The 18,646-nt window shown below is 58.3% G+C and carries 21 protein-coding genes and 1 pseudogene; 18 read left to right on the forward strand and 4 right to left on the reverse strand.

Features of this window, described 5'->3' with window-relative positions:
- Both C8348_RS17005 and mobQ read left to right on the forward strand, forming a co-directional pair.
- On the forward strand, positions 1–521 hold a 521-nt coding region (locus C8348_RS17005; RefSeq protein ID WP_106754581.1), incomplete at its 5' end, for a Fic/DOC family protein.
- A 490-nt stretch (positions 522–1,011) separates the two neighbouring features.
- Complete coding sequence (mobQ, locus tag C8348_RS22580) at positions 1,012–2,370, forward strand: MobQ family relaxase (RefSeq protein WP_341871595.1); 1,359 nt, start codon at positions 1,012–1,014, stop codon at positions 2,368–2,370.
- 28 nt (positions 2,371–2,398) lie between these two features.
- On the opposite strand, the pseudogene C8348_RS17015 reads toward mobQ, so the two are convergent.
- A pseudogene (locus tag C8348_RS17015) lies at positions 2,399–3,796 on the reverse strand (type IV secretory system conjugative DNA transfer family protein); the annotation flags it as partial.
- 164 nt (positions 3,797–3,960) lie between these two features.
- On the opposite strand from C8348_RS17015, the gene C8348_RS17020 reads away from it, so the two are divergent.
- From C8348_RS17020 to C8348_RS17035, 4 genes are all read left to right on the forward strand, one after another.
- On the forward strand, positions 3,961–4,854 hold the full coding sequence (locus tag C8348_RS17020; RefSeq protein ID WP_157950454.1) for a hypothetical protein: 894 nt from the start codon (positions 3,961–3,963) through the stop codon (positions 4,852–4,854).
- A gap of 1 nt (position 4,855) precedes the next feature.
- Positions 4,856–5,608 (forward strand): hypothetical protein, encoded by a 753-nt coding sequence (locus tag C8348_RS17025; protein ID WP_106754585.1) that lies wholly within the window; start codon positions 4,856–4,858, stop codon positions 5,606–5,608.
- 118 nt (positions 5,609–5,726) lie between these two features.
- Positions 5,727–6,002, forward strand: coding sequence for a type II toxin-antitoxin system ParD family antitoxin (locus tag C8348_RS17030; RefSeq protein WP_106754586.1), 276 nt, complete (start codon positions 5,727–5,729; stop codon positions 6,000–6,002).
- Positions 5,995–6,285 carry a type II toxin-antitoxin system RelE/ParE family toxin gene (locus C8348_RS17035; protein WP_106754587.1) on the forward strand — a complete coding sequence of 97 codons (291 nt, stop codon included), beginning with the start codon at positions 5,995–5,997 and terminating at the stop codon, positions 6,283–6,285. The genes C8348_RS17030 and C8348_RS17035 overlap by 8 nt, the downstream gene beginning before the upstream one ends.
- Positions 6,286–7,005: 720 nt before the next feature.
- On the opposite strand, the gene C8348_RS22015 is transcribed toward C8348_RS17035, so the two are convergent.
- On the reverse strand, positions 7,006–7,587 hold the full coding sequence (locus tag C8348_RS22015) for a hypothetical protein (RefSeq protein WP_157950455.1): 582 nt from the start codon (positions 7,585–7,587) through the stop codon (positions 7,006–7,008).
- A gap of 516 nt (positions 7,588–8,103) precedes the next feature.
- Between C8348_RS22015 and C8348_RS17045 the strand changes: the two genes are divergently transcribed.
- Both C8348_RS17045 and C8348_RS17050 read left to right on the forward strand, forming a co-directional pair.
- Positions 8,104–8,445, forward strand: coding sequence for a DUF2958 domain-containing protein (locus C8348_RS17045; RefSeq protein WP_106754589.1), 342 nt, complete (start codon positions 8,104–8,106; stop codon positions 8,443–8,445).
- On the forward strand, positions 8,442–8,681 hold the full coding sequence (locus C8348_RS17050) for a hypothetical protein (RefSeq protein ID WP_106754590.1): 240 nt from the start codon (positions 8,442–8,444) through the stop codon (positions 8,679–8,681). The genes C8348_RS17045 and C8348_RS17050 overlap by 4 nt, the downstream gene beginning before the upstream one ends.
- A 25-nt stretch (positions 8,682–8,706) precedes the next feature.
- On the opposite strand, the gene C8348_RS17055 is transcribed toward C8348_RS17050, so the two are convergent.
- The gene (locus C8348_RS17055) at positions 8,707–8,955 is read right to left on the reverse strand and encodes a hypothetical protein (RefSeq protein ID WP_106754591.1); all 249 of its coding nucleotides are present in this window, start codon (positions 8,953–8,955) and stop codon (positions 8,707–8,709) included.
- Between the two features lie 384 nt (positions 8,956–9,339).
- On the opposite strand from C8348_RS17055, the gene C8348_RS17060 reads away from it, so the two are divergent.
- The gene (locus C8348_RS17060) at positions 9,340–10,200 is read left to right on the forward strand and encodes a DNA-methyltransferase (RefSeq protein ID WP_106754619.1); all 861 of its coding nucleotides are present in this window, start codon (positions 9,340–9,342) and stop codon (positions 10,198–10,200) included.
- A complete protein-coding gene (locus C8348_RS17065; RefSeq protein ID WP_106754592.1) occupies positions 10,197–11,156 on the forward strand; it encodes an XcyI family restriction endonuclease in 960 nt (319 codons plus the stop codon). Before C8348_RS17060 ends, C8348_RS17065 begins: the two co-directional genes overlap by 4 nt.
- A 20-nt stretch (positions 11,157–11,176) precedes the next feature.
- On the opposite strand, the gene C8348_RS17070 is transcribed toward C8348_RS17065, so the two are convergent.
- Positions 11,177–13,474, reverse strand: a complete 2,298-nt coding sequence (locus C8348_RS17070; RefSeq protein WP_106754593.1) for an AAA family ATPase — start codon at positions 13,472–13,474, stop codon at positions 11,177–11,179.
- A gap of 197 nt (positions 13,475–13,671) precedes the next feature.
- On the opposite strand from C8348_RS17070, the gene C8348_RS17075 reads away from it, so the two are divergent.
- The 8 genes from C8348_RS17075 to tnpB all read left to right on the forward strand — a co-directional run bounded on the left by C8348_RS17075 (position 13,672) and on the right by tnpB (position 18,441).
- Positions 13,672–14,217: a recombinase family protein gene (locus tag C8348_RS17075; protein WP_106754594.1), complete on the forward strand. Its 546-nt coding sequence runs from the start codon at positions 13,672–13,674 to the stop codon at positions 14,215–14,217.
- A gap of 38 nt (positions 14,218–14,255) precedes the next feature.
- Positions 14,256–14,459, forward strand: a complete 204-nt coding sequence (locus C8348_RS17080) for a WGR domain-containing protein (protein WP_198647112.1) — start codon at positions 14,256–14,258, stop codon at positions 14,457–14,459.
- 238 nt (positions 14,460–14,697) lie between these two features.
- Positions 14,698–15,369 (forward strand): ParA family protein, encoded by a 672-nt coding sequence (locus C8348_RS17085; RefSeq protein WP_106754596.1) that lies wholly within the window; start codon positions 14,698–14,700, stop codon positions 15,367–15,369.
- Complete coding sequence (locus tag C8348_RS17090) at positions 15,335–15,625, forward strand: hypothetical protein (protein WP_157950456.1); 291 nt, start codon at positions 15,335–15,337, stop codon at positions 15,623–15,625. The genes C8348_RS17085 and C8348_RS17090 overlap by 35 nt, the downstream gene beginning before the upstream one ends.
- Positions 15,626–15,689: 64 nt before the next feature.
- Positions 15,690–16,916, forward strand: coding sequence for a replication initiator protein A (locus C8348_RS17095; protein WP_198647105.1), 1,227 nt, complete (start codon positions 15,690–15,692; stop codon positions 16,914–16,916).
- Positions 16,917–17,564: 648 nt separating this feature from the next.
- Positions 17,565–17,768 carry a hypothetical protein gene (locus tag C8348_RS17100; protein ID WP_106754598.1) on the forward strand — a complete coding sequence of 68 codons (204 nt, stop codon included), beginning with the start codon at positions 17,565–17,567 and terminating at the stop codon, positions 17,766–17,768.
- A 2-nt stretch (positions 17,769–17,770) separates the two neighbouring features.
- Positions 17,771–17,980, forward strand: a complete 210-nt coding sequence (locus C8348_RS17105; protein ID WP_106754599.1) for a hypothetical protein — start codon at positions 17,771–17,773, stop codon at positions 17,978–17,980.
- Positions 17,981–18,246: 266 nt separating this feature from the next.
- Positions 18,247–18,441: an IS66 family insertion sequence element accessory protein TnpB gene (tnpB, locus tag C8348_RS22430; protein ID WP_006473174.1), complete on the forward strand. Its 195-nt coding sequence runs from the start codon at positions 18,247–18,249 to the stop codon at positions 18,439–18,441.
- The last annotated feature ends 205 nt before the right edge of the window (positions 18,442–18,646 follow it).

The following is an 18,646-nucleotide window of genomic DNA, read 5'->3' on the forward strand; positions in this document are numbered from 1 at the left end:
CCCGGATGTTTGCGAGCACATTGGCAAAGAGCGTGAGCACGACGCCCGCTCCATTGTCAGATAATTCGAGCAGAAAATGCCGATGTTTGCGAGCAGAGGCGCTTATGTTGGCAAGCCGCTACATCTATGAGTGGGCGGGACAGCTGCGCACCATCAGGATTGGAAAGGGCGGAAACTGGTTCTGCTATCCGGAATACATCCAGCCACACCTTGAAAAAATGTTTGCCAGGCTGAAACAGCTGAACCACCTCAAGGGGCTGAACAGGCAGGCATTTTCCCGGAAGGCCGCGCATATTCTTGCCGAAATCAATGCCGTGCATCCCTTTAGGGAAGGGAATGGTCGAACCCAGCTGGTCTTTCTGATGCTGCTGGTTGAGCAGGCAGGATTTTCTTTTGATGCGGACGTTCTCACCAGAAATCGTGTGCTCAGGGCGATGATTGACAGCTTTTCCGGGGCGGAAGAGCCGCTTGCCGCCCTGATCCTGGACATTATCTCAGACCACCCCAAGCCAGGGGCATGAATTTGTAACGCCAAGGGCCTCCAGAAGATCCGTGGTTGAGTAGAGCACCGCGCCAAGGCACAGAAGGGCAATTCCTGCAGTTTTCCGACCAACAATGGCCGTGACTATGCCAACGGCAGCAAACAGGCCTCCAAGCGGCACTGTGAGGCCGAGAGGCAGAAGGCCCAGAAGACCACACACGGCCCACGCAGGCCGCCCGAGCATATCAAGCCAGATCCAGTCCAGACCGGCTGCTATGGAGAATATCACGCCGATGGCTATGGCTGTTTGCAGCAGCCAGTTGGCCCACCATGGTGCACGCGAGGCGAGGGGTAGGGAAGGGGACATCGAGCCTGCCGGTCAACTGTGAGCACCTGTGAAATCTAGACAACAGGGAAGGGCTTCGATAGGGTAAAGATTGTTTAATAGCGCACTTATACATCGCGATGCGACAATAGGTGCCCCGCCGCCACACCAAAATCTGGCGGCCAGCGGGGAAAGGTGCCCCGAAGTGGCGATTTATCATTTCAGTGTGCAGGTGCTCGGGCGCGGAAAAGTCCGTCGCAATCTTGACGGTACGCCGCGCAAGACAGGTGACAATGCCGTCAAGGCCGCCGCCTACCGGGCCGGTGCCAGGCTCCGGGATGAACGCACCGGGACCACCCACGACTACAGCAATCGCCGGGGCATCGCCCATGCGGAAATCATGGCGCCGGATGGCTGTGCCGTCTGGCTGACCGACCGTGAGCGGTTGTGGAACGAGGTGGAGCGCCTGGAAGGCAGGCGGGACAGCCAGCTGGCTCGTGAAATCAACATCGCGCTGCCGCACGAGCTTGGTCACGAGCAGCGTATGACGCTGGTGCGGGACTTTGTGCGCGAACAGTTTGTCAGTCAGGGCATGGTGGCAGACATTGCCCTGCATGACCCGGTTCCGGAGAAAGGTGACGATCCGCGCAACGTGCATGCCCACGTTATGCTGACCATGCGCAAGGCGACGCGGAACGGGCTGCACAGTGTCAAGACACGGGAGTGGAATGCCCGCGACAATCTCCGCGCCTGGCGAGAGGCATGGCAACAACATGCCAATCGCGCGCTGTACAGGCATGATCGTCCGGAACGGATCGACCACCGGACGCTTGCCGCGCAGCGCACAGAAGCCGTGGCGCGCGGTGACCACAAGGCAGCGCGGGTGCTGGACCGTACCCCTGAAATCCACGTCGGGCCGCGTCCCAAGGCCATGCACCGGCGGCAGGTCGTGCCGCGCAGCCGTCCGAGCGAAGTTGGAGCCGCCAGGGTTCGGGGACAGGTGGTGCGGGTCTTCAGTGAGTCCGAGCGCCGGGAGCACGAAGCACGACGCCGCATTCGTGACTATCCGCGCACCGACAGCGGGCCACGCATCGGCCGACTGTGGGACATCCTCACGGGCAACAACATGAAGGCCAAAGCTGACATTGCCCGCATCCAGCGGGCATCGGCACGGTTTACCCAGTGGCTGGATTATTACGACCGCAAAGCCACGTGGTATCTGGAGGGGCAGATGAAGGGGGCCGCCTTCCATCGCCAACGCTGGCTGAAGGCACAGGCGGACAAGGCCCGCCAGGCGGAGCTGGCCCGAAAGGCCGAGCACGCGAGGAGGCGCGCGGCTCAGCTGAAGGCACTCACCAGTGAGCTGCGGGCGCTTGTTGCCATCCTGTCTGGCCGTGAAGAGGCCGGGTTGAAACGTGTGCTCCAGGTGGAGGGCTGGGCGCGCGCGGGGGGCCGGGAGGCGGCTCGGGGGCGTCCGGAGGGACGCGGCCGGAAGCGCCCGGATCCCAGCGGTCCCACCGGAGGAGCCAGCGGAGGACATGGCGATAATCGGCCCGTCTGGTGAAAATGGGGAAGGCGACGTGACGCATCTTGATGATGGCGCGCGTGGTCGGCAGGCGTTGTACCTCGGACGGGTCAATCAGCCAGTAACCGCCTTCACTTTCACCGCGCGAGTGGTTCTCGCGCAACCATGCGTCGGATTGCTGTGATGTTCCCTGCGAGCGCACCTGAACCGGCGTCTGGCCGCAGGACATGCTGACCTGATGCGCTGTGTCGTTGTCCACAATACCGAAGAACACGCGGCAGCTGGCATTGGCCAGGAAGGCGTCGGCTTCCCTGCCGTAAACGGCACGCACCTGCGGCATGTTCTGCCAGACCAGGACGGGTGTGCAATAGGCGCGAAGCAGCCCGGCGTTCTCGGCCAGAACGTCAAGGCGTCCGAGTACCCGCACCTCGTCAAGCAGCAGAAGCACCTTGTGGCGCGGCCGCCGGACGTATTTTGCCCGCATGAGCGCAGCGAGCACGCAGCCGGTCATGACGCGCAGCCAACGCGCGTAGGAGCGCAGCTTTTCTTCATCCACGCAGAAATACACTGTCACCGGCACGTCACCGGTCAACTCGGACAGCTGGAAGGTGCTGCTGGCCGACAAGCGCCCCGCAGGCGTACCTTCCGTCCACGGTTCCGTGGCCTTGTGCAGGTCAGAGAGGATCGACAGGAACTCGTTGGGAGGCTTGTCATCATTGCCCATGGTGCCGAGGAAACCGTGCGCAATGCTTTGCGCCAGTGAGGCCGGAGAGCCGGTGGCAATGTCCGTAATGCGCTGGCGCATCACCAGCGGCTCGCCTACGGAAAGCTTGCGGACATTCGCCAGCGTGCGGTTTACGGGGTCGGGATCATGTACTGTGTGCAGGATCAGCGCGGCCAGCAGCGAAACGCTTTTGCTGGCCCAGTGACCTTCGGCAGAATCCCGGATGACCATCAGATCGGCGAGCATCATGGCGTCGTCCTGCTCATGGTCGGTGCCGACGCGGATCATATCCAGGGGATTGAACCGGGCGGAGCGGGACAGGTCGGAAGGATTGAGCATCACCACAGGCCCGAGGCTTCGCCGGTGACGGGCCGTGATGGCGTAGTTCTCGCCCTTCACATCGGTAACAACGATGGAGCCCGGATAGTCCAGCAAGGTTGGTATGACGATACCGAGACCCTTGCCCGAGCCGGTGGAGGCAAACACCTGCACGATGCCGTCACTGTTGAACCGCATCAGGCGACCGAAAGGGCTGCGGCCCATGACCGGGCCGGAGCCCCGGAAAACGCCTGCCCGGAACAGTTCCCAGCCACTGGCCCAGCGTGCTGTTCCGAGCGCACCTTCCGCACGGTGGCCGCGCTGGCGCAGCTGGCGTGTTGTCCAGGCCAGCATCTGTGCCAGCTTGCACAACACCCACCAGCAGGCTTTCGCAACCCACCACAGCCAGACGAATATGTTCATCCCCTCACCCTGAGCCTGACCGTTCCAAAGGAAAACAACCTTGCACGCAGATGTGGCAGTTCCTTGAAAATACTCGTCATGATTCTGTCGCAGTGGAATGAATATCTTTTTGGGAATTGCGGTTACGTTCGGGGTGGGTCATGCGGATTTCTGCCATTCTGGCTGTGCTTTTTCTGGTCGTTGGAACGACGCCGGGCCATGCCTTTATTTTCCTGTTGCTTGCAGGAGCTGGCAGCGAAAGTGGCCCGCCGCCGCCCCCCGTCTTGCGCGAACTGCCCTCGTTGAACGGCAATGTTCCCGTCAATCCCGGCGAGCTTCCGGCGCCGTTCCTTGAAAACCTGAACAGCCGTGACATGCCGAGGCTGGACGAGGTGCAGACGGCACAGGTGTCCAATGAAGAGCTTTTGCGTCGTCTCGAGAAGCTGGAAGAAGAAAACCGGCGCCTTCGTGCCGACCAGCAGACTTCCGGAAATGCGCCGCGTCAGGGCTTGCCGGGCAGCAAGCTCCCCATGCAGGTCACCAGCGGCTGGTGGGTGCATCTGCACAACTGGAACAAGGACGGCAAGCTGAACAGTCCGCAGGCGCTCAAGACCTACCGTTATCCGGTGCAGCCATTCCATGCCGCGACCGGATTTCGTGAGGTTAACTGGGCAGGTGATTGGGACGAGCTTTACATTTTCCGGCATGAGGGCTGGCTACGTGTGACCGAGGCAGGCACCTACCAGCTGGGTGCGGAGCTGACCTGCGGTTTCAACCATCCATGCCATTTTTCCGTACGCGTCGATGGCGTCGAGATTGCCCAGCTTCGCCGCGAGAATGTGACCAACCAGCTGATCTACGGCAGCCGTCATCTGGAGCCGGGGGACTATCGCATCGAGCTGGTATGGAGCATCGCCCAGAACAGCTTCATCAAATACAACCCCGGCATCGTGACCATGACCCCGCGCATCCGTACCGAGCGCGACATGAACTTCCGGGATTTTGCTCCGGACGAACTGCTGGTGCCGGATCGGCGTGACGTGCCGCTTGGCCCGCCGCTGCAATGGATCAGCTGGTGACGTGAGCCCGGCTACCCTCGCCTTTCTGGCCGAGTTGTTCCGCTGGACGCTGGCCCCTCTCAATCCGGCTGACTATGCCGATACCCTGCGGGGGCCGCGTGACGGCGGCATCCCGCCCTTTGCCATGGTGGGGGCACGGCCGGGAGGTGCCGCCGCCCCGACGGAGCAGGTGTCCGCAAGCGGGATGGCTTTTGAAGCCTTGCTTCCCCAGAAGCTGCGAGGGGGAGACGTTCCCGTTCCTGTCGTGGCATTTTCGGTGGAGAGGTGGCCGCTCACTTTTGGTCTGCACAATGCGCGGATAAGGGCGGAAGCCGGTCGCGCGGCGGTGCTGGACCAGTGGGTCGCCTATGCGGGACGGGGGCGGTTCAAGGCATTGCAATCAGGCTCCTACACCTTCAACCTCACTTTCCGATCACCGCGCGAGACAAGCTGTTACGCATTCCTTGTTTTTGGTGGCGCCGAGCTCTTCCCTGACCATGACAGAACCATCCGCCGCAAGGTTCCGCCGCGCATCGTCATGGCACCCGGCGAACGACGTGTCTTTCAGCGGGGGGTAACGGTGCCTGTGGCCGGTGTTTACGATCTGGAACTGACCGTCGGCTGCCATCCCGGCCGCAAACCCGATGTGCGCATCGAGCGGGGCGAGCTGGAGGCATGGCAGGCGGTAGAGGTCGGGCTTCAGGTAATCACGCCTGGCGACAGGGCGCCCCGTGACTTTACTGCAGGTGAACTGGTGCAGCCGTTGCCGCAATAGACCGAAGAGAGGTCATGTCGGGTCTTTGTCATTTCTGAAATGATCCCGGAAACGGGCACGCCCCCAAAAAGCTAACAATATTTGTTAGTTCTTGTGGGGCGTGCTATAAGAGATGGCAATGAAAGCTACGACCATGCGCACCCTTACCGTCTCCCTCACGCCACATCAGGCGGCGATGATGCAGGCTGCCGTCGAGAATGGCGGCTATGCCTCCAACAGTGAAATCGTCCGCGACGCGCTCCGGCTTTGGGAGCAGCGCGAGGAAGTGCGCCAGCTTGAACTGGCACGCCTCAGACAGGCCTATGACGAGGGCATGGCCAGCGGTGCAGGTCGGGAGCTGGACGGCAAGACGCTGCTGGGTGAGCTGAAGGCGGAAGCCCGCGAGCGTGGCTAAAGCGGTTTTCAGTCCGCGCGCAGAGGCAGACCTGCGGGACATCTGGCGGACCATTGCTCCGGACAACGAACCTGCGGCGGATGCCCTGCTGCTCCGGATCATCGCGCGTGCCGAACTGGCAGCCACACAGCCGCACATGGGGATAGCCCGGCCGGAACTGAGCCCGACTGCCCGCGTTCTGGTCGAGGGGCGCTACATCGTGATCTATGAGCCCAGAGACTACGGCGTGTTCGTGGTGGCCATCGTCTATGGCGCCCGTGACGCCGAAAACTGGCTTGCCTGAGCTGGGTTCCGATGCGGGGTGTACCGTGCCGATATTTCTGCCGGAAGGCTTCCCAGCGAGTCCTGAGGCATCAGATTGACTGCGATCCAGTCAGCTGCGTTTGGCAGGCGGCAAGACTAGCGAGGCAATCAACATACAAGAGTGTAGTTTAAATTTCAATGCTAAAAGAATTTCAACGGCGTCCGGATAACCCCCATTGACGGGGCAATCGGCATCGTGCACCTTGTACATTACATCCCTTCGCTAGGTAGGGATGGGGCATGAGGCCTCCGCTCGGGAGCTGAAACTTTGACAAGCTCTGACGGAAATTCTCTTCGAAGGATAGAGCCATGACGGCGTTTATTTCGCTAGTGCGTTACCGCGTTTTCCACAGTCATGTGAACATGAATCCGGAGTGGAGGTATCATGGAGTGCATGGATCTCAATAACGCGAACTTCGTATTCTGCTCCGGCGCCTGTTGGAGAACGGTTCGATTTTGCCGCCAGCCTTGGGGTTCGGCGGTTTTTTTGTAACCTTCCCGGCCTGTAGCGGGCGCGGAATATAACGACAAAGGAGGTGAAGAACGCAGGTAGCCAAAACGCAACAGGCCCCTTCCCGAAGGAAGGAGCCTGCAACGTCGGCGCCACCAACAACACTGGAAGTGCGTCAGTGGCTCGATTGGTGAAGGTGTTCGCGCACCTTCACCGGCCGGGTCCATGAAAGTCAGACAATTCACCCGCTCAAAGGAGAATTTGACGATGACTAATGACATGTCCCCGAAGTCGTTCTGGGAACGCGTTCGCATGATTGGTACGAAGGCCGCCCAGACATTGGTTGACCTGTTGCTCCCGGTTTACGGGGCTTACAGGCTTATCAGCGATGTCGTTCCGGTCGCCGCTTCTGTTGCGACCGGACAGGTTGGAGCGGATGGCTCCGATTTGCTTGCGTGGAAGGCAGTCACAGCTTTTGTTGTCTGCCGTCATTTCCTGCACGACCTCAAACCCGCAAGGGTCTTGGCGGCACAAGCCATCAAATGTATCAGCGCGCTCGTTTGGCGTGTCGCCAAGTTCATCCTGAGCAAACTCAGGTAAAAAAACAGAAGTTGCTGCGAAGGCGGGATTAAAATCCCGCCTTTTGCTTTCAGGGGCACAATAGTGCTTGACAGAAAGCGAGTCAACAGGGGTTGAATCGGCGAACTTTTGACAAAAAATATCCGCCTCGAAGCGAGCAAGCCACACTTCATGACTTTGCAGCGCAAGCGCTTGACTGCCGGATGACTGTCTGGCCCGGCTTGCATAAATGCCTGAAAGCGCCGCCCGCATATCGGCACCCCTTGTCCTTTGGATGTCCAGCCGGAATCTTCCCCCGATCCTGACAGGACGCAGCCTCTCCAATATTACCCATTTTGCACGAAACTGCTGTAAACTCAAGGAGGTATCGTTGACACGAGCGGTGGCGGCGAGTGCCGGATTGAGTGACTTGAAATTTTAACTTTGAACCATTTTCATTTAACAGAAAATTAACGAATTTATACTTATTGACCGATCCTGTGCAGGGTGATTTTGCTATTCTGGTCGGAATGTTATTTCTCCGGAACAATCTGGTCATTTTAGGCAAGCGGTCAGCATAATGAGGGTCAACAGTTCACGGGTTGGCATCGTGGATGCCTGGCCTGTGGAGAGGCTGCGCAGGACAGGCCGCAGGCGGCCCGCCGCCAAGGCCCTGCCCGCTCCATTCGCGTTCCGCTCCCGTGTTGAGCCTGGTCTGCTGGCCTGAAGCCTGCGGCCGTTGGCATGCGCGCCCCACAGGGCACAACGCAACCAACGAAAGCCAACCCCATGAAACTCATCCTCGCCCATCATCGCCAACAGATGCTGGCCAATGGACGCCGGAGCGCGGAAGCCCCCACAGACCCGCTGCCGGTGGTGAAGCTGTTCACCCCGGACGCCAACGCCACATGGCTGCTGACCGAACTGGACCCGGAAGATCCGGACGTTGCCTTCGGGCTCTGTGACCTTGGCCTCGGCTATCCCGAACTCGGCCGCGTCTACCTTCCCGAGCTGGCATCCGTGCGTGGCCGTTTAGGTCTGCCGGTGGAGCGCGACCTGCACTTCACCGCCGACAAGCCCCTCTCTGCCTACTGGGAAGCTGCCCGTGCAGCCGGGAGGATCGTCGCATGAGCTACGAGGTGCAACAGTTCACCCTGTGCGACGGGTGGACCAACACCTGGACCGTCCTCCTCGAGGACGGCTCCAGTGTCCCGGAAACCTTCGCAACCCGCGCCGAGGCGGAAGCCGCGCTGGCCGAGTTCCTCGCCGACATCGCCGACGCGGTTGCAGCGGGATACATGGAGCCGGACGGCGGGTACTCCGAAGCCGGGTTTCGTATCGTGAAAGCCGGTTCAGCCTCGGGCTGAACCGGCCCTTCCCGGTTATTCTGTCTCAGCGGTCCTTGTTGGACTGCGAGACCACGGAGCCCGCGAGCTGGCGGGTCTCTGCGGAGTATTTATTGCTCGCAAGGACGCGGGCGGCCTTGTCTTCCATTTTCGCGCCCGTCTGTTTGCCCGTGCCGCTTTGCGACAGGACAGAAGCCGCAAGGCTTTTGGCCGTCGCCGAGGCGCTGGGGTTCTGGAGCGTTTTGGCGGCTTTCGCTGCCATCTTGGGGGAGGTCTGCTTGCTGTTCTTTGCCATGGTGCTGCCCTTCTGCTGATCCGGCCAAGCAAAGGTGGTGGCTGTTCATGCTTTGTTCAATATCGGATTGAGAATTTTCTTTCGGATTTCTAAGGGGCGTTGCCCCTCGCGCGGGCAAGGGGGCGGTCTCCCGAGGCTCCGCGCTGCGCTTGTGCGCCCGCCGCCCTCTTCCTTGCCCTTGCTACCCCCACGTTCGCCACGTGGCAGGGGTGCAGGGCACCCCTTGCCTATGAATAAACGTTCCTGTTATGTTCCTTTCAGTGCTAGGGATGATCCCCTAAGAAAGTTGTTTGAATGAAAACGCCGCATGTTGTGAGCCTTGATGCTTCAAGGCAGAGAAGGGAAAGTGCATTAACGAATCAGAGTCGTATGATTGGGGGGCATATGAAGACCACGAAAGTCGTCCGCCAGGCGCCGCTCGATATCCGTGACAGCATGATTTTCGAAGGGGACGCCCTCACTGTGCTGCAACGCATGCCCAGCGAGCACGCGCAGTGCATTGTGACTTCTCCGCCCTATTGGGGACTCCGGGATTACAATATTGACGACCAGATTGGGCTTGAACCTACCCTGCCCCAGTTCATCAATAGCTTGGTCTCCGTGTTCCGTGAAGCTCGCCGCGTGCTTCGGGATGACGGTGTGCTTTGGCTGAACATCGGGGATGGGTTCACTAGCGGCAACCGAGGCTGGCGAGCGCCGGATAAGAAAAACCCAGCTCGAGCCATGTCCGTGCGCCCCAACACCCCAGAAGGGCTCAAGCCAAAAGACCTGATGGGCATTCCTTGGCGCCTTGCCTTCGCGCTCCAAGATGACGGTTGGTATCTTCGGGCCGACCTTATTTGGAACAAACCGAACGCCATGCCTGAGAGCGTGCGCGACCGGCCGACCCGGGCGCACGAATATGTGTTTATGTTCTCCAAGCAAGAGAAATACTTCTACGACCGCGACGCTGTGAAAGAAGAAAATGGTCGGAACCTGCGTTCCGTCTGGAACATCAACACCACCCCATTTCCCGGGGCACACTTCGCCACGTTCCCGCAAAAGCTCATAGAGCCGTGCCTGAAAGCCTCTTCCCGCCCGGGTGACTTCGTGTTGGATCCGTTTTTCGGGTCTGGCACCGTTGGCCTAGCCGCCGAGGAGATGGGACGTAGCTATGTAGGCATTGAATTGAACCCGGAATATGTTGCCCTGGCAGCTGACCGGCTGAAAGCATCCAAGGAAACGATTGTACGAGTGGCCGCATGATTCCCGCACCAGACCTGCAAATTGAATTCGCGGCCAATCTGGTCGAAATCCGCCATCAAATGCTTCAGGAAGCTCTTAAGAAAACAATCGGAGACCTTGACATTCCGACGCTGGACGGCGAGCTGGCGAAATACGTGCCCAAGCATAGTTTGCAACAGTTGGCAGGTTTTGGCCTTCGCGGAGAGCTAATGTTCCCGTTACCGACGGTGTTGCGCGCCAATCCCCGCCTGCTGGGTTACTACCGCCTTTTATATGGCTACAGCCAAAAAGCGTTCTACACCTCAGAGGTAGCCGGACGGTTTGCTGGTCTGGAAACCAATGGCGTGGTGCGTCCTGCCATCGATCCCGACCTGGAAGCCTTCTGCGAAGAGATGTGCGATGCCGGTGCCCAACTGCTAACCGGTATTCTGGCGCATCCTGTAACGCAGGGGTTCCTTGATGACCTCACCTTATTGACGCTCGGCCCGCAATGGCGGGGCGGCGCCAACAATCGTAAAGGTACGGCTGGCATCATCAAGGTGTTCAATGCCATCCGTGATATTGTCGGCAAGCACTTAGTAACGGCTGATCCGCGTCAGATGACCGTGAAGAATGCAGCGGGTCGAACCGTCCTGATTGAGTTCGCCTCAGACCCAGATATCGTCATTCGCGAAGAAATGCGTGCAGACAGTTATCGCAATATTGTCGCCATTGAAGTGAAGGCTGGCGAGGATTTTTCTAACATCCACAACCGTATTGGCGAGGCTGAAAAGAGCCACCAAAAGGCTAAAGCGAACAAGTATGTGGAATGCTGGACTGTCGTGAATGTTGACCGCATCGACATGGACATGGCAGCGAAGGAATCTCCCTCTACGAACCGGTTCTATCGCATTTCCAGTTTGGCCCAGGCCGAAGGCGATGAATACCAGGAGTTCCGTGATCTAGTAGTAGCCATGACTGGTATCCCAACAGCTTAAATAAGCCGAATGAGCCCCGTTTAACGCTTAGAAAAGCGCAGTGTTCGATTGCAGAAATCTGTAAGCTCCTGGTCATTAATCAGTGCGGTTTGCCAAGCAGGGTTACTGTCGTGATGGAACCGATTGCCGTAATCCTTTAAAATTTCCAATTCATCAATGTCCGCCTGTGCGAGGATTTCGCTAGGGCCTCCAACCAGCTGCTTGCAGGTGCGGAGAAAAGGTCCGAGCAGCGATCCAGGTGGGAAGTTTCCCGGATAAGCGACCCGCACGAATGCCTCTAGTATTGGGCGAAGAGCTGCAGCTACAGCGCGTTCTTTGGCTGGATCAGCAGCGTTGATGTAATCTCGAACTAGCGCGTGCCTCCGGTCATGTTCTGTTATGCTGTCCTGATTCACATCCCAAACAGCCAATGTCGAACCGGTCCCAAGTCTGCTAACCCTGAGCGCACAGCGGGTCAAAACATCCGCTCCTTCCCACAAAGCGCATAGGAAGGGTTTCGAATGGGACAGAACTATCATTTGGCTGACACGCAGTAGAAGTCGCCGCATTTCGAGGATGGTCGCAAGTGAACGGTGTTCATCAAGGCTTGTCATCGGATCGTCGATGACAACAATTTTCTGCGCGAGCTGCGCATCTTGTTCCAGAGATGCAAAGAAAAACGCCAAAGCGAGGGTATTCCGATCACCCGCGCTCAAAGTGTTGCGGAACGAAGGACCGTTTGCGGCTGTCAACGCAACCGAGGTGTCGTTAATGACCACATTATAACTTGCTGATGAGCCAGTGCGGCTATTCGTGGACGTTACCGCCCCGATGCGGAATCCTGCATTGAATCTCTGCAGATATTGGTTGATGACAGCTTCATAAGCCGGAAACACCTGTTGTCGATACTGGTCCAAGGCTGCTCGCGCTTGGTCACGTAGCCCTTCCGTTGCTGTCTTTGCAGCTTTTTCAGCGAGGTAATCGGCACATAGCCTTGCAACGGGATCTGAATGCCTAGTGCGGTGCATCACCAGCGATTGCAAGTCTGTGGTCAGTGTATTGATGTTCGCTGTCGCAGCACCCTTTTTCACGGCGGCAATCGCTTCATTGAAACCGCTAAGCCGTTCCGAAACGTCTGCGATTTCAGCATGCGAGGCATTAAAGCCCTCAATTGTCGCAATGTTCTCCTCGGTCAGGCAAAGCGATTCCAACGGAGCTGCCTGTTTAACCCTGATCGCTTCCAAAACTACGGCTTTAGCTGCGGCCCATTTGCGAGCAATCTCTACGGTGTCCACCTCCAACTCTGGAATCTCAGCAACGAACGGTCTCCAGAACGTGGCAGACTCGATAGCGAAGCGCACGGCCCGTTCAAACGCGGCCGGTATTTCCCCACCGTGGGTTTGTTCGACAGCTTCCAGTGCATCCGTAATGGCAGTTTTCAAGGCTTGGTATTCTGCCCCGAAATAAGCCTGATAGTGTTGAATGATGGGAGATCCATTGAGATTTTGAGAACAGAAAGGGCATATCTCACCTTCCCGATCTGCGGACGCTGGCTCTATTCGTGCCATTCCCTGACTTACCCAGGCCTCCCCGCCGTGTCCGAGCTTCACAACATGGTTTTGAACATGCTCGGCCGCTGATCGCTCCAGATCGCTAATATCCTTGGCCAGCAATGCGCTGATGGCATCGATGTCAAAGGCAGGTAAAGATAACGGCTGGAAATCCTGGCGACGTTGGATCGCGTCGGCCGACCTGGCTGCTGCCAGAAGGCGCTCAGCATTTTGGATTTTGGCATCAATTTGCACGTCAGCCTGAACAGAACAAAATGCGTCAACCGTGAGAGACCCCCTGGCCGCTGCCGGGATTGCATCTGCCTTCTGTCGCAGGTCCCGGTTATGCTGCTCGACAACGGCAATCTGCTGCTGCAAGTTACCGTATAATTGCACGCCTTGGGCACCTAAGATCAACTCATGCAAATTCTGCCGGTGGGCTGTATCGATTGCGATGCCGGAACAGACGTTTTGGGCGACAAACGTATCATCAAAGACAACGATTTCGGGAAGGTTGGCGTTCCAAGCTCCGCCCTTAAATATGTGTGAACCACCGCCGGATGTTGCCAACACGATATGCGGTAAGTGTGCCGCACCCAATCTATGCCGCTCTTGAATAAGCCGGGCATCTCCAGCGCTCAGAGCGCGCAATATCGTGGCAAGGGTCGTTTTCCCACGGCCGTTTTCTGCATAGATCAAGCTCAGCTTTGTGAGTGGTAACTGGGCACCGGCGGTTACGGAGTCAAATTGCCCGACATTTTGCAATAATTGAAAACGATCAACCGTCATGTCACCTCCTAAAGTAGCAAAATTAGTCTAGCACAATGCAGAGAACTATTTGAGGGTAAATGCCTTATGATGCCGCCCTGAGCCACAGTTCTGGGTAGCCTGCTTGCGCTGTGCAAAATTCAGCATTTATGCACCACCCTGCCCACGATTGATGCAGCAGGGCTTTTCTGGTGCATTAGTCCGGTGCATAATAGGCCATGATTTATGGCTATGCCCGCGTCAGCACCGAAGGCCAGACACTGGAAGCGCAGCTGGACGCCCTGCGGGCGGCCGGTGCGGAGAAGATCTTTCAGGAAAAGGTCAGCGGTGCCGTCACCAACCGGCCGCAGCTGGTGAAGCTGCTGGCCACGTTGCAGCCCGGCGACCTGGTGCTGATCACCCGGCTTGACCGCCTCGCCCGCTCCACCCGTGACTTGCTCAACGCACTGGACCGCATCTCGTCGGCCGGAGCCGGGTTCCGCTCGCTGGCCGAGGTGTGGGCCGACACCACCACCGCCCACGGGCGGCTGATGGTGACCGTGCTGGGTGGCATTGCCGAGTTCGAGCGCGAGCTTATCCAGGCGCGGACGCGGGAAGGCCGCACACGGGCGCGGGAACGCGGCGTGGCCTTCGGGAGGCCCGGCAAGCTGACCCCGCACCAGAAGCGCGAGGCGCTGGCGCGCAAGGCCGCCGGAGAGCCGGTGCGGGAGATTGCCCGTTCGTATGCGGTCAGCCATTCCACCATATCGAGGCTCAAGCCGTGAGCGCGGTCTACCTCACCCGCACGGATGCCAACCGGAACATGGCCCGATTCTACCGGCTGGACGTCCAGCCCGACCTGTTCGGCCAGTGGTCACTGGTGCGAGAATGGGGACGTATCGGCAGCGGCGGGCAGGTGCGCGTGACCCCCTATCCTTCAGAGTCCCGCGCCCTGGCAGCGCAGGAGGCCTTGGCCATACAAAAGGAGCGACGGGGATACCACTGCACCACTACAGTGGTATGTTGACCTATTGCGGCATGCGGCAGATCTGAATGTGACCGGTGGCTGGGTTGATACGCAGGGTATTCACGGTGGCGGCGGTGCAGGATTCTGAACCGTTTTCCGCCAATTGAACACTGGTGGCTAGCGGCATGCCGCTATAGTGGCGTGCCTTTTTGCCACTATCCCTTCATGAAGGTTTAAAGGTCTACTGGTGTAGTGGCAGAAAGGTGTGCCACTGTGGGGCATGACAGGAGCGATTCCCATGAAAACCATTGCCTTTGTTACCCAGAAGGGCGGCGCCGGGAAAACCACCCTTGCCGCATCGCTGGCCGTGGCCGCTCAGGACGCCGGTGAATCCGTCGCCGTGCTTGACCTTGATCCTCAACAGTCCCTGACCAACTGGGCCGCCGACCGCACCGCCGAGACCCCGGCAGTGGATTATCTTGAACCGGGGGCCATTCCGCAGCTGCCGTCCATTCTCAAGGCGCTTGAGGGGAGGGGGTATACGCTGGTGATCCTGGACACAGCAGGGATTGACAGTACGGGTACGCACATCGCCATGCAGGCGGCCGACCTGTGTCTGATCCCGAGCCGCCCTACCAAGATGGACCTGCGAGCCACCCGGGCGACCTATGAAGCGGCAATCCGCATGCAGCGACCGTTCCTGTTCGCCCTGAACCAGTGCCCGCCGCAGCCGAACAACCCGCGCGCCACCGAGGCTGCGCAAGCGCTGTCCATGCTTGGCCTGATCGCCGAGCCGCTGATCATGCAACGCGCCGACCATCAGGACGCCTTCGCCAGCGGGCTTGGCGTCACCGAGTACGCCTCGGACGGCAAGGCCGCCGAAGAAGTTCGCCACCTCTGGGTGTGGCTGAAAAAGTCAATGAAGGGAAAGAACCATGGCGAAACCGTCAAGACCAAGCTTGTTGGGTAGCATTCAGGCCGACATGGCCTCCACCGGCGGCGCACAAATATCCGGCGCGGTGGTGCCGATGACCCAGCAGGCCCCGACACCACCGAAGACGGAAGTGGTGAAATCCACCGTCTATCTGCCGCCGTTGGTTCACCGGAAGCTCAAGGAAATTGCTTTCGCCAAGGATTGTAAGATCCATGACCTCCTGATGGAAGGGGTGACCCGTATTCTCGTGGAGCACGGACATCCGTCGGTGGATGAACTACGGCAGAAATAACGGCACGACGGTATAGTGGCTCACCACTATACCACTATAATGACAAGAGTGGATACTCGATAGTATGGCACGCAAGAAGCTAGACCTCATGACCCGCGAGGCGTTCAGCGCGCTGTCTCTTCACGAGAAAAACGCTTACCTGCAAGAGCTGGCCGACCAGTTTGCCGAGCGTCATGACCGGGAAACCGTTGAACTGGACAAGGCCACGCTCAGCCGCCTGCGGCGCTATTACAGCCGCCGCGTCTGGTCGGACCTCAAGCTGGACACCCTGCCCGATGACCCGCTGAACCGGCAGCTGCGTGCGCTCGGAGAGGCCATCCGCACCGACAGCATCGAGGCTGACGTCTCGGCCGTACTTATGCAGGAAACCCGCGCACGGCACATAATGCGGGCGCCGCCGGTGGACGATGCCCAGCTGATGTTCTTTGTGCCATCAATCTATGATGCCCCCATCAAAGATGACGTGAACCTGATGGACGTCGCGCCGTTCTCGCTGGGCAAGAATGCCCGCAACGGCGTTATCAAGTACGAACTTAAAGACAGCCTCATCACCGTGGAAGGTGGCGCCGAAAGCGGTTTGGCCACCGTGTTTGACTACGACATCTTCATCAACATGGTGTCTGCACTGGCCGACGAAGTGCGGCGCTACCGCAGCGAGGAAGGAAAGGGGCTTCGCCCGACCTTGCCCGCCAAGGTCTACCGCCCGAGTGTTGCGCATATTCTGAAGTTCTGCCGCCGTTCCAATGGCGGTCGACAGTATGAGGAAGTGGAACAGGCCCTGTTGCGGCTTGCCAAAACCACCATCACCGTCACCAACCTGTCCAGCGGCAAACGCCGCCAGGTGGACACGCGCCCGCTCATCGGTGAATTTCGAGTGGTCAGCAAGACCAACACGGGGAAAGTGGACGAGGTGGAAATCACCATTCCTGACTGGGTTTACACCAGCGTGGTTAAGAACGAAAAAAGCCTTCCGCTGCTGACCCTGCACCAGGACTATTTTCTGATCAGCTCCGGTCTTGGCCGGTTTATCTACCGCCTCGCACGCAAGGCAGCAGGGAAGGGCGGAACCGCACGCTATAGCGTGCGCGAGATCCACAAGCGCAGCGGGTCACCGCAAGAGATACGCAAGTTCAGCTATGACCTCAAGCAGCTGGTGGCACGGACACAGGCGTTTCCAATGCCGGAATTTGACCTGATGCTGATAGAGGGCAAGGATGATCTCATCCTTGAAATGCGCAAGCGCGAAGACACACTGTCGCCCGTCCTTGACGCCCAAGCTAACCACGGCTGATTTTGTCAGTGTTCTGTCTATCGCCGACGACAAATTTTTTGTCGGAACCCGTCTATCGCCGACGACAAAAATCCGGTTTTCCGGGAAAAGACTAATCCACAGGGTGTGGATAAGTTTTTGTCGCAACCGTCTATCACCGACACAAAACCGTCTATCGCCGACGACATCCCGTCTATCACCGACGACAAGCCGTCTATCGCCGACGCAGCTTCAGAATTTACCTATATTTTTCATTGTGTTAACTGGTGTTTTTCTCTCTAAAACATTATTAAAACTATTAAAACATATATAAAACGGGCTACGCCCTATTTTCTAAATCTGAATTCAATTGAAGAGAAGAATATGCGGTGACCCGACCATGTTTCTCACAGGCCGGGTCTCCATCACCGTTCACGGTCATTGCCGTCCCCGGCTGTACCGTGAAGGTACTCTATCACGACAATTTCACGTCGTGAATCGCGCACGTCGTGAAACATCGCTCCATCATTGTTCCACAAATATCCTAGCGGGGGTGTGGGGGCCGGCAATGAGGCCCCCACCACGGACGGCTTGATGCTTTCCCGGAGCGGACGGGGGGTGCAGGGGGGCAAGCCCCCCTGCCAGCAGAATTTTTTTGTCGACCCCATAAGACCGTGATAGGCTCAATCCATGAAAAAGGTTCCGACAAAAGCGACCGTCAGCGCCTCTGGCGTCGTTAAACACGGGCGTTATCGCGCCGAGAAAATCAGCGCGGTAGAAGGGCTTTTCCTATCCAAGCGCATGCGCACGGTGCTGGATGCCACATCAGGCAAGTCAGGTGATGAGCGCCGCGCGGCAATTCGCGCTCAGTTCACCAAGCAGAAATCTGCCTGACATTGATCTACGACGCCGAGGAAGATCCTCTCTGTTACGAAGGAACAACCGTCCTGCGCAACAGGATCGGGCTTCGTGTCCAGGACGAGCTGGATGAATTCGAACTCGCCGTTTTCATCACCCGTTTTGAAGAGCCGTGGCCGGAAGGCGCTCTGGATCTGGAGCACTACAAGTCACTTCACCATCATCTCTTTCAGGATGTCTATGTGTAGCGGCTTGCCAACATAAGCGCCTCTGCTCGCAAACATCGGCATTTTCTGCTCGAATTATCTGACAATGGAGCGGGCGTCGTGCTCACGCTCTTTGCCAATGTGCTCGCAAACATCCGGGTCTGCTTGCAAACATCCCCCACGTGCTCAGATTAATTGCCAGCGACGGCATGGTCAAACCGGGACGCCTGCCTGTCGTAGTTGCTCGGTCAGCTGACGGGAATATTCGGGATCAAGGGTGCCCGCCAGGAAGGCGCGGATATACGGACATGCGCTGTGGCTTTCCCTCCTTGGCGCTTCGGGTGCAGGAGGTTCTGCAGCATGATCCGTTGTCAGGGCATCTCTTCGTCTTCAGGGGCCGCAGATCGGATATTTTGAAGATCATCTGGCATGATGGTCTGGGCGCCTGCCTTTTTACCCGGCGGCTGGAGAAGGGCCGGTTTATCTGGCCGAATATGGGATAGCATCCGTCAAGGTGGTGTAGAATTGGGACCGGGCCGTCATGATCAGGCGGCTCTGGGTGAAATTTCTCCATCGCAGCTACGCGAGGAGGTAGAGCTGAGTTTAAGTGCTGTCATTGAAGTTTCACGAGCCTGATAAACGGACGTCATATGTCGCCCATAGTGATGCAAATATTCAATCGATGCACCACTAACGATCAGGATTATT

This window comes from Pannonibacter carbonis (assembly GCF_003012935.1).
In the GTDB taxonomy this organism is placed as follows: Bacteria; Pseudomonadota; Alphaproteobacteria; order Rhizobiales; family Stappiaceae; genus Pannonibacter; species Pannonibacter carbonis.

Coding starts and splice junctions, on each gene's coding strand:
- C8348_RS17030 (WP_106754586.1), top strand. CDS start 5,727: ATGAAAGCTACGACCATGCGCACCCTTACCGTCTCCCTCACGCCACAT.
- C8348_RS22015 (WP_157950455.1), bottom strand. CDS start 7,587: ATGCGGGCGGCGCTTTCAGGCATTTATGCAAGCCGGGCCAGACAGTCA.
- C8348_RS17045 (WP_106754589.1), top strand. CDS start 8,104: ATGAAACTCATCCTCGCCCATCATCGCCAACAGATGCTGGCCAATGGA.
- C8348_RS17050 (WP_106754590.1), top strand. CDS start 8,442: ATGAGCTACGAGGTGCAACAGTTCACCCTGTGCGACGGGTGGACCAAC.
- C8348_RS17055 (WP_106754591.1), bottom strand. CDS start 8,955: ATGGCAAAGAACAGCAAGCAGACCTCCCCCAAGATGGCAGCGAAAGCC.
- C8348_RS17060 (WP_106754619.1), top strand. CDS start 9,340: ATGAAGACCACGAAAGTCGTCCGCCAGGCGCCGCTCGATATCCGTGAC.
- C8348_RS17065 (WP_106754592.1), top strand. CDS start 10,197: ATGATTCCCGCACCAGACCTGCAAATTGAATTCGCGGCCAATCTGGTC.
- C8348_RS17070 (WP_106754593.1), bottom strand. CDS start 13,474: ATGACGGTTGATCGTTTTCAATTATTGCAAAATGTCGGGCAATTTGAC.
- C8348_RS17075 (WP_106754594.1), top strand. CDS start 13,672: ATGATTTATGGCTATGCCCGCGTCAGCACCGAAGGCCAGACACTGGAA.
- C8348_RS17080 (WP_198647112.1), top strand. CDS start 14,256: ATGGCCCGATTCTACCGGCTGGACGTCCAGCCCGACCTGTTCGGCCAG.
- C8348_RS17085 (WP_106754596.1), top strand. CDS start 14,698: ATGAAAACCATTGCCTTTGTTACCCAGAAGGGCGGCGCCGGGAAAACC.
- C8348_RS17090 (WP_157950456.1), top strand. CDS start 15,335: ATGGCGAAACCGTCAAGACCAAGCTTGTTGGGTAGCATTCAGGCCGAC.
- C8348_RS17095 (WP_198647105.1), top strand. CDS start 15,690: ATGGCACGCAAGAAGCTAGACCTCATGACCCGCGAGGCGTTCAGCGCG.
- C8348_RS17100 (WP_106754598.1), top strand. CDS start 17,565: ATGAAAAAGGTTCCGACAAAAGCGACCGTCAGCGCCTCTGGCGTCGTT.
- tnpB (WP_006473174.1), top strand. CDS start 18,247: ATGCGCTGTGGCTTTCCCTCCTTGGCGCTTCGGGTGCAGGAGGTTCTG.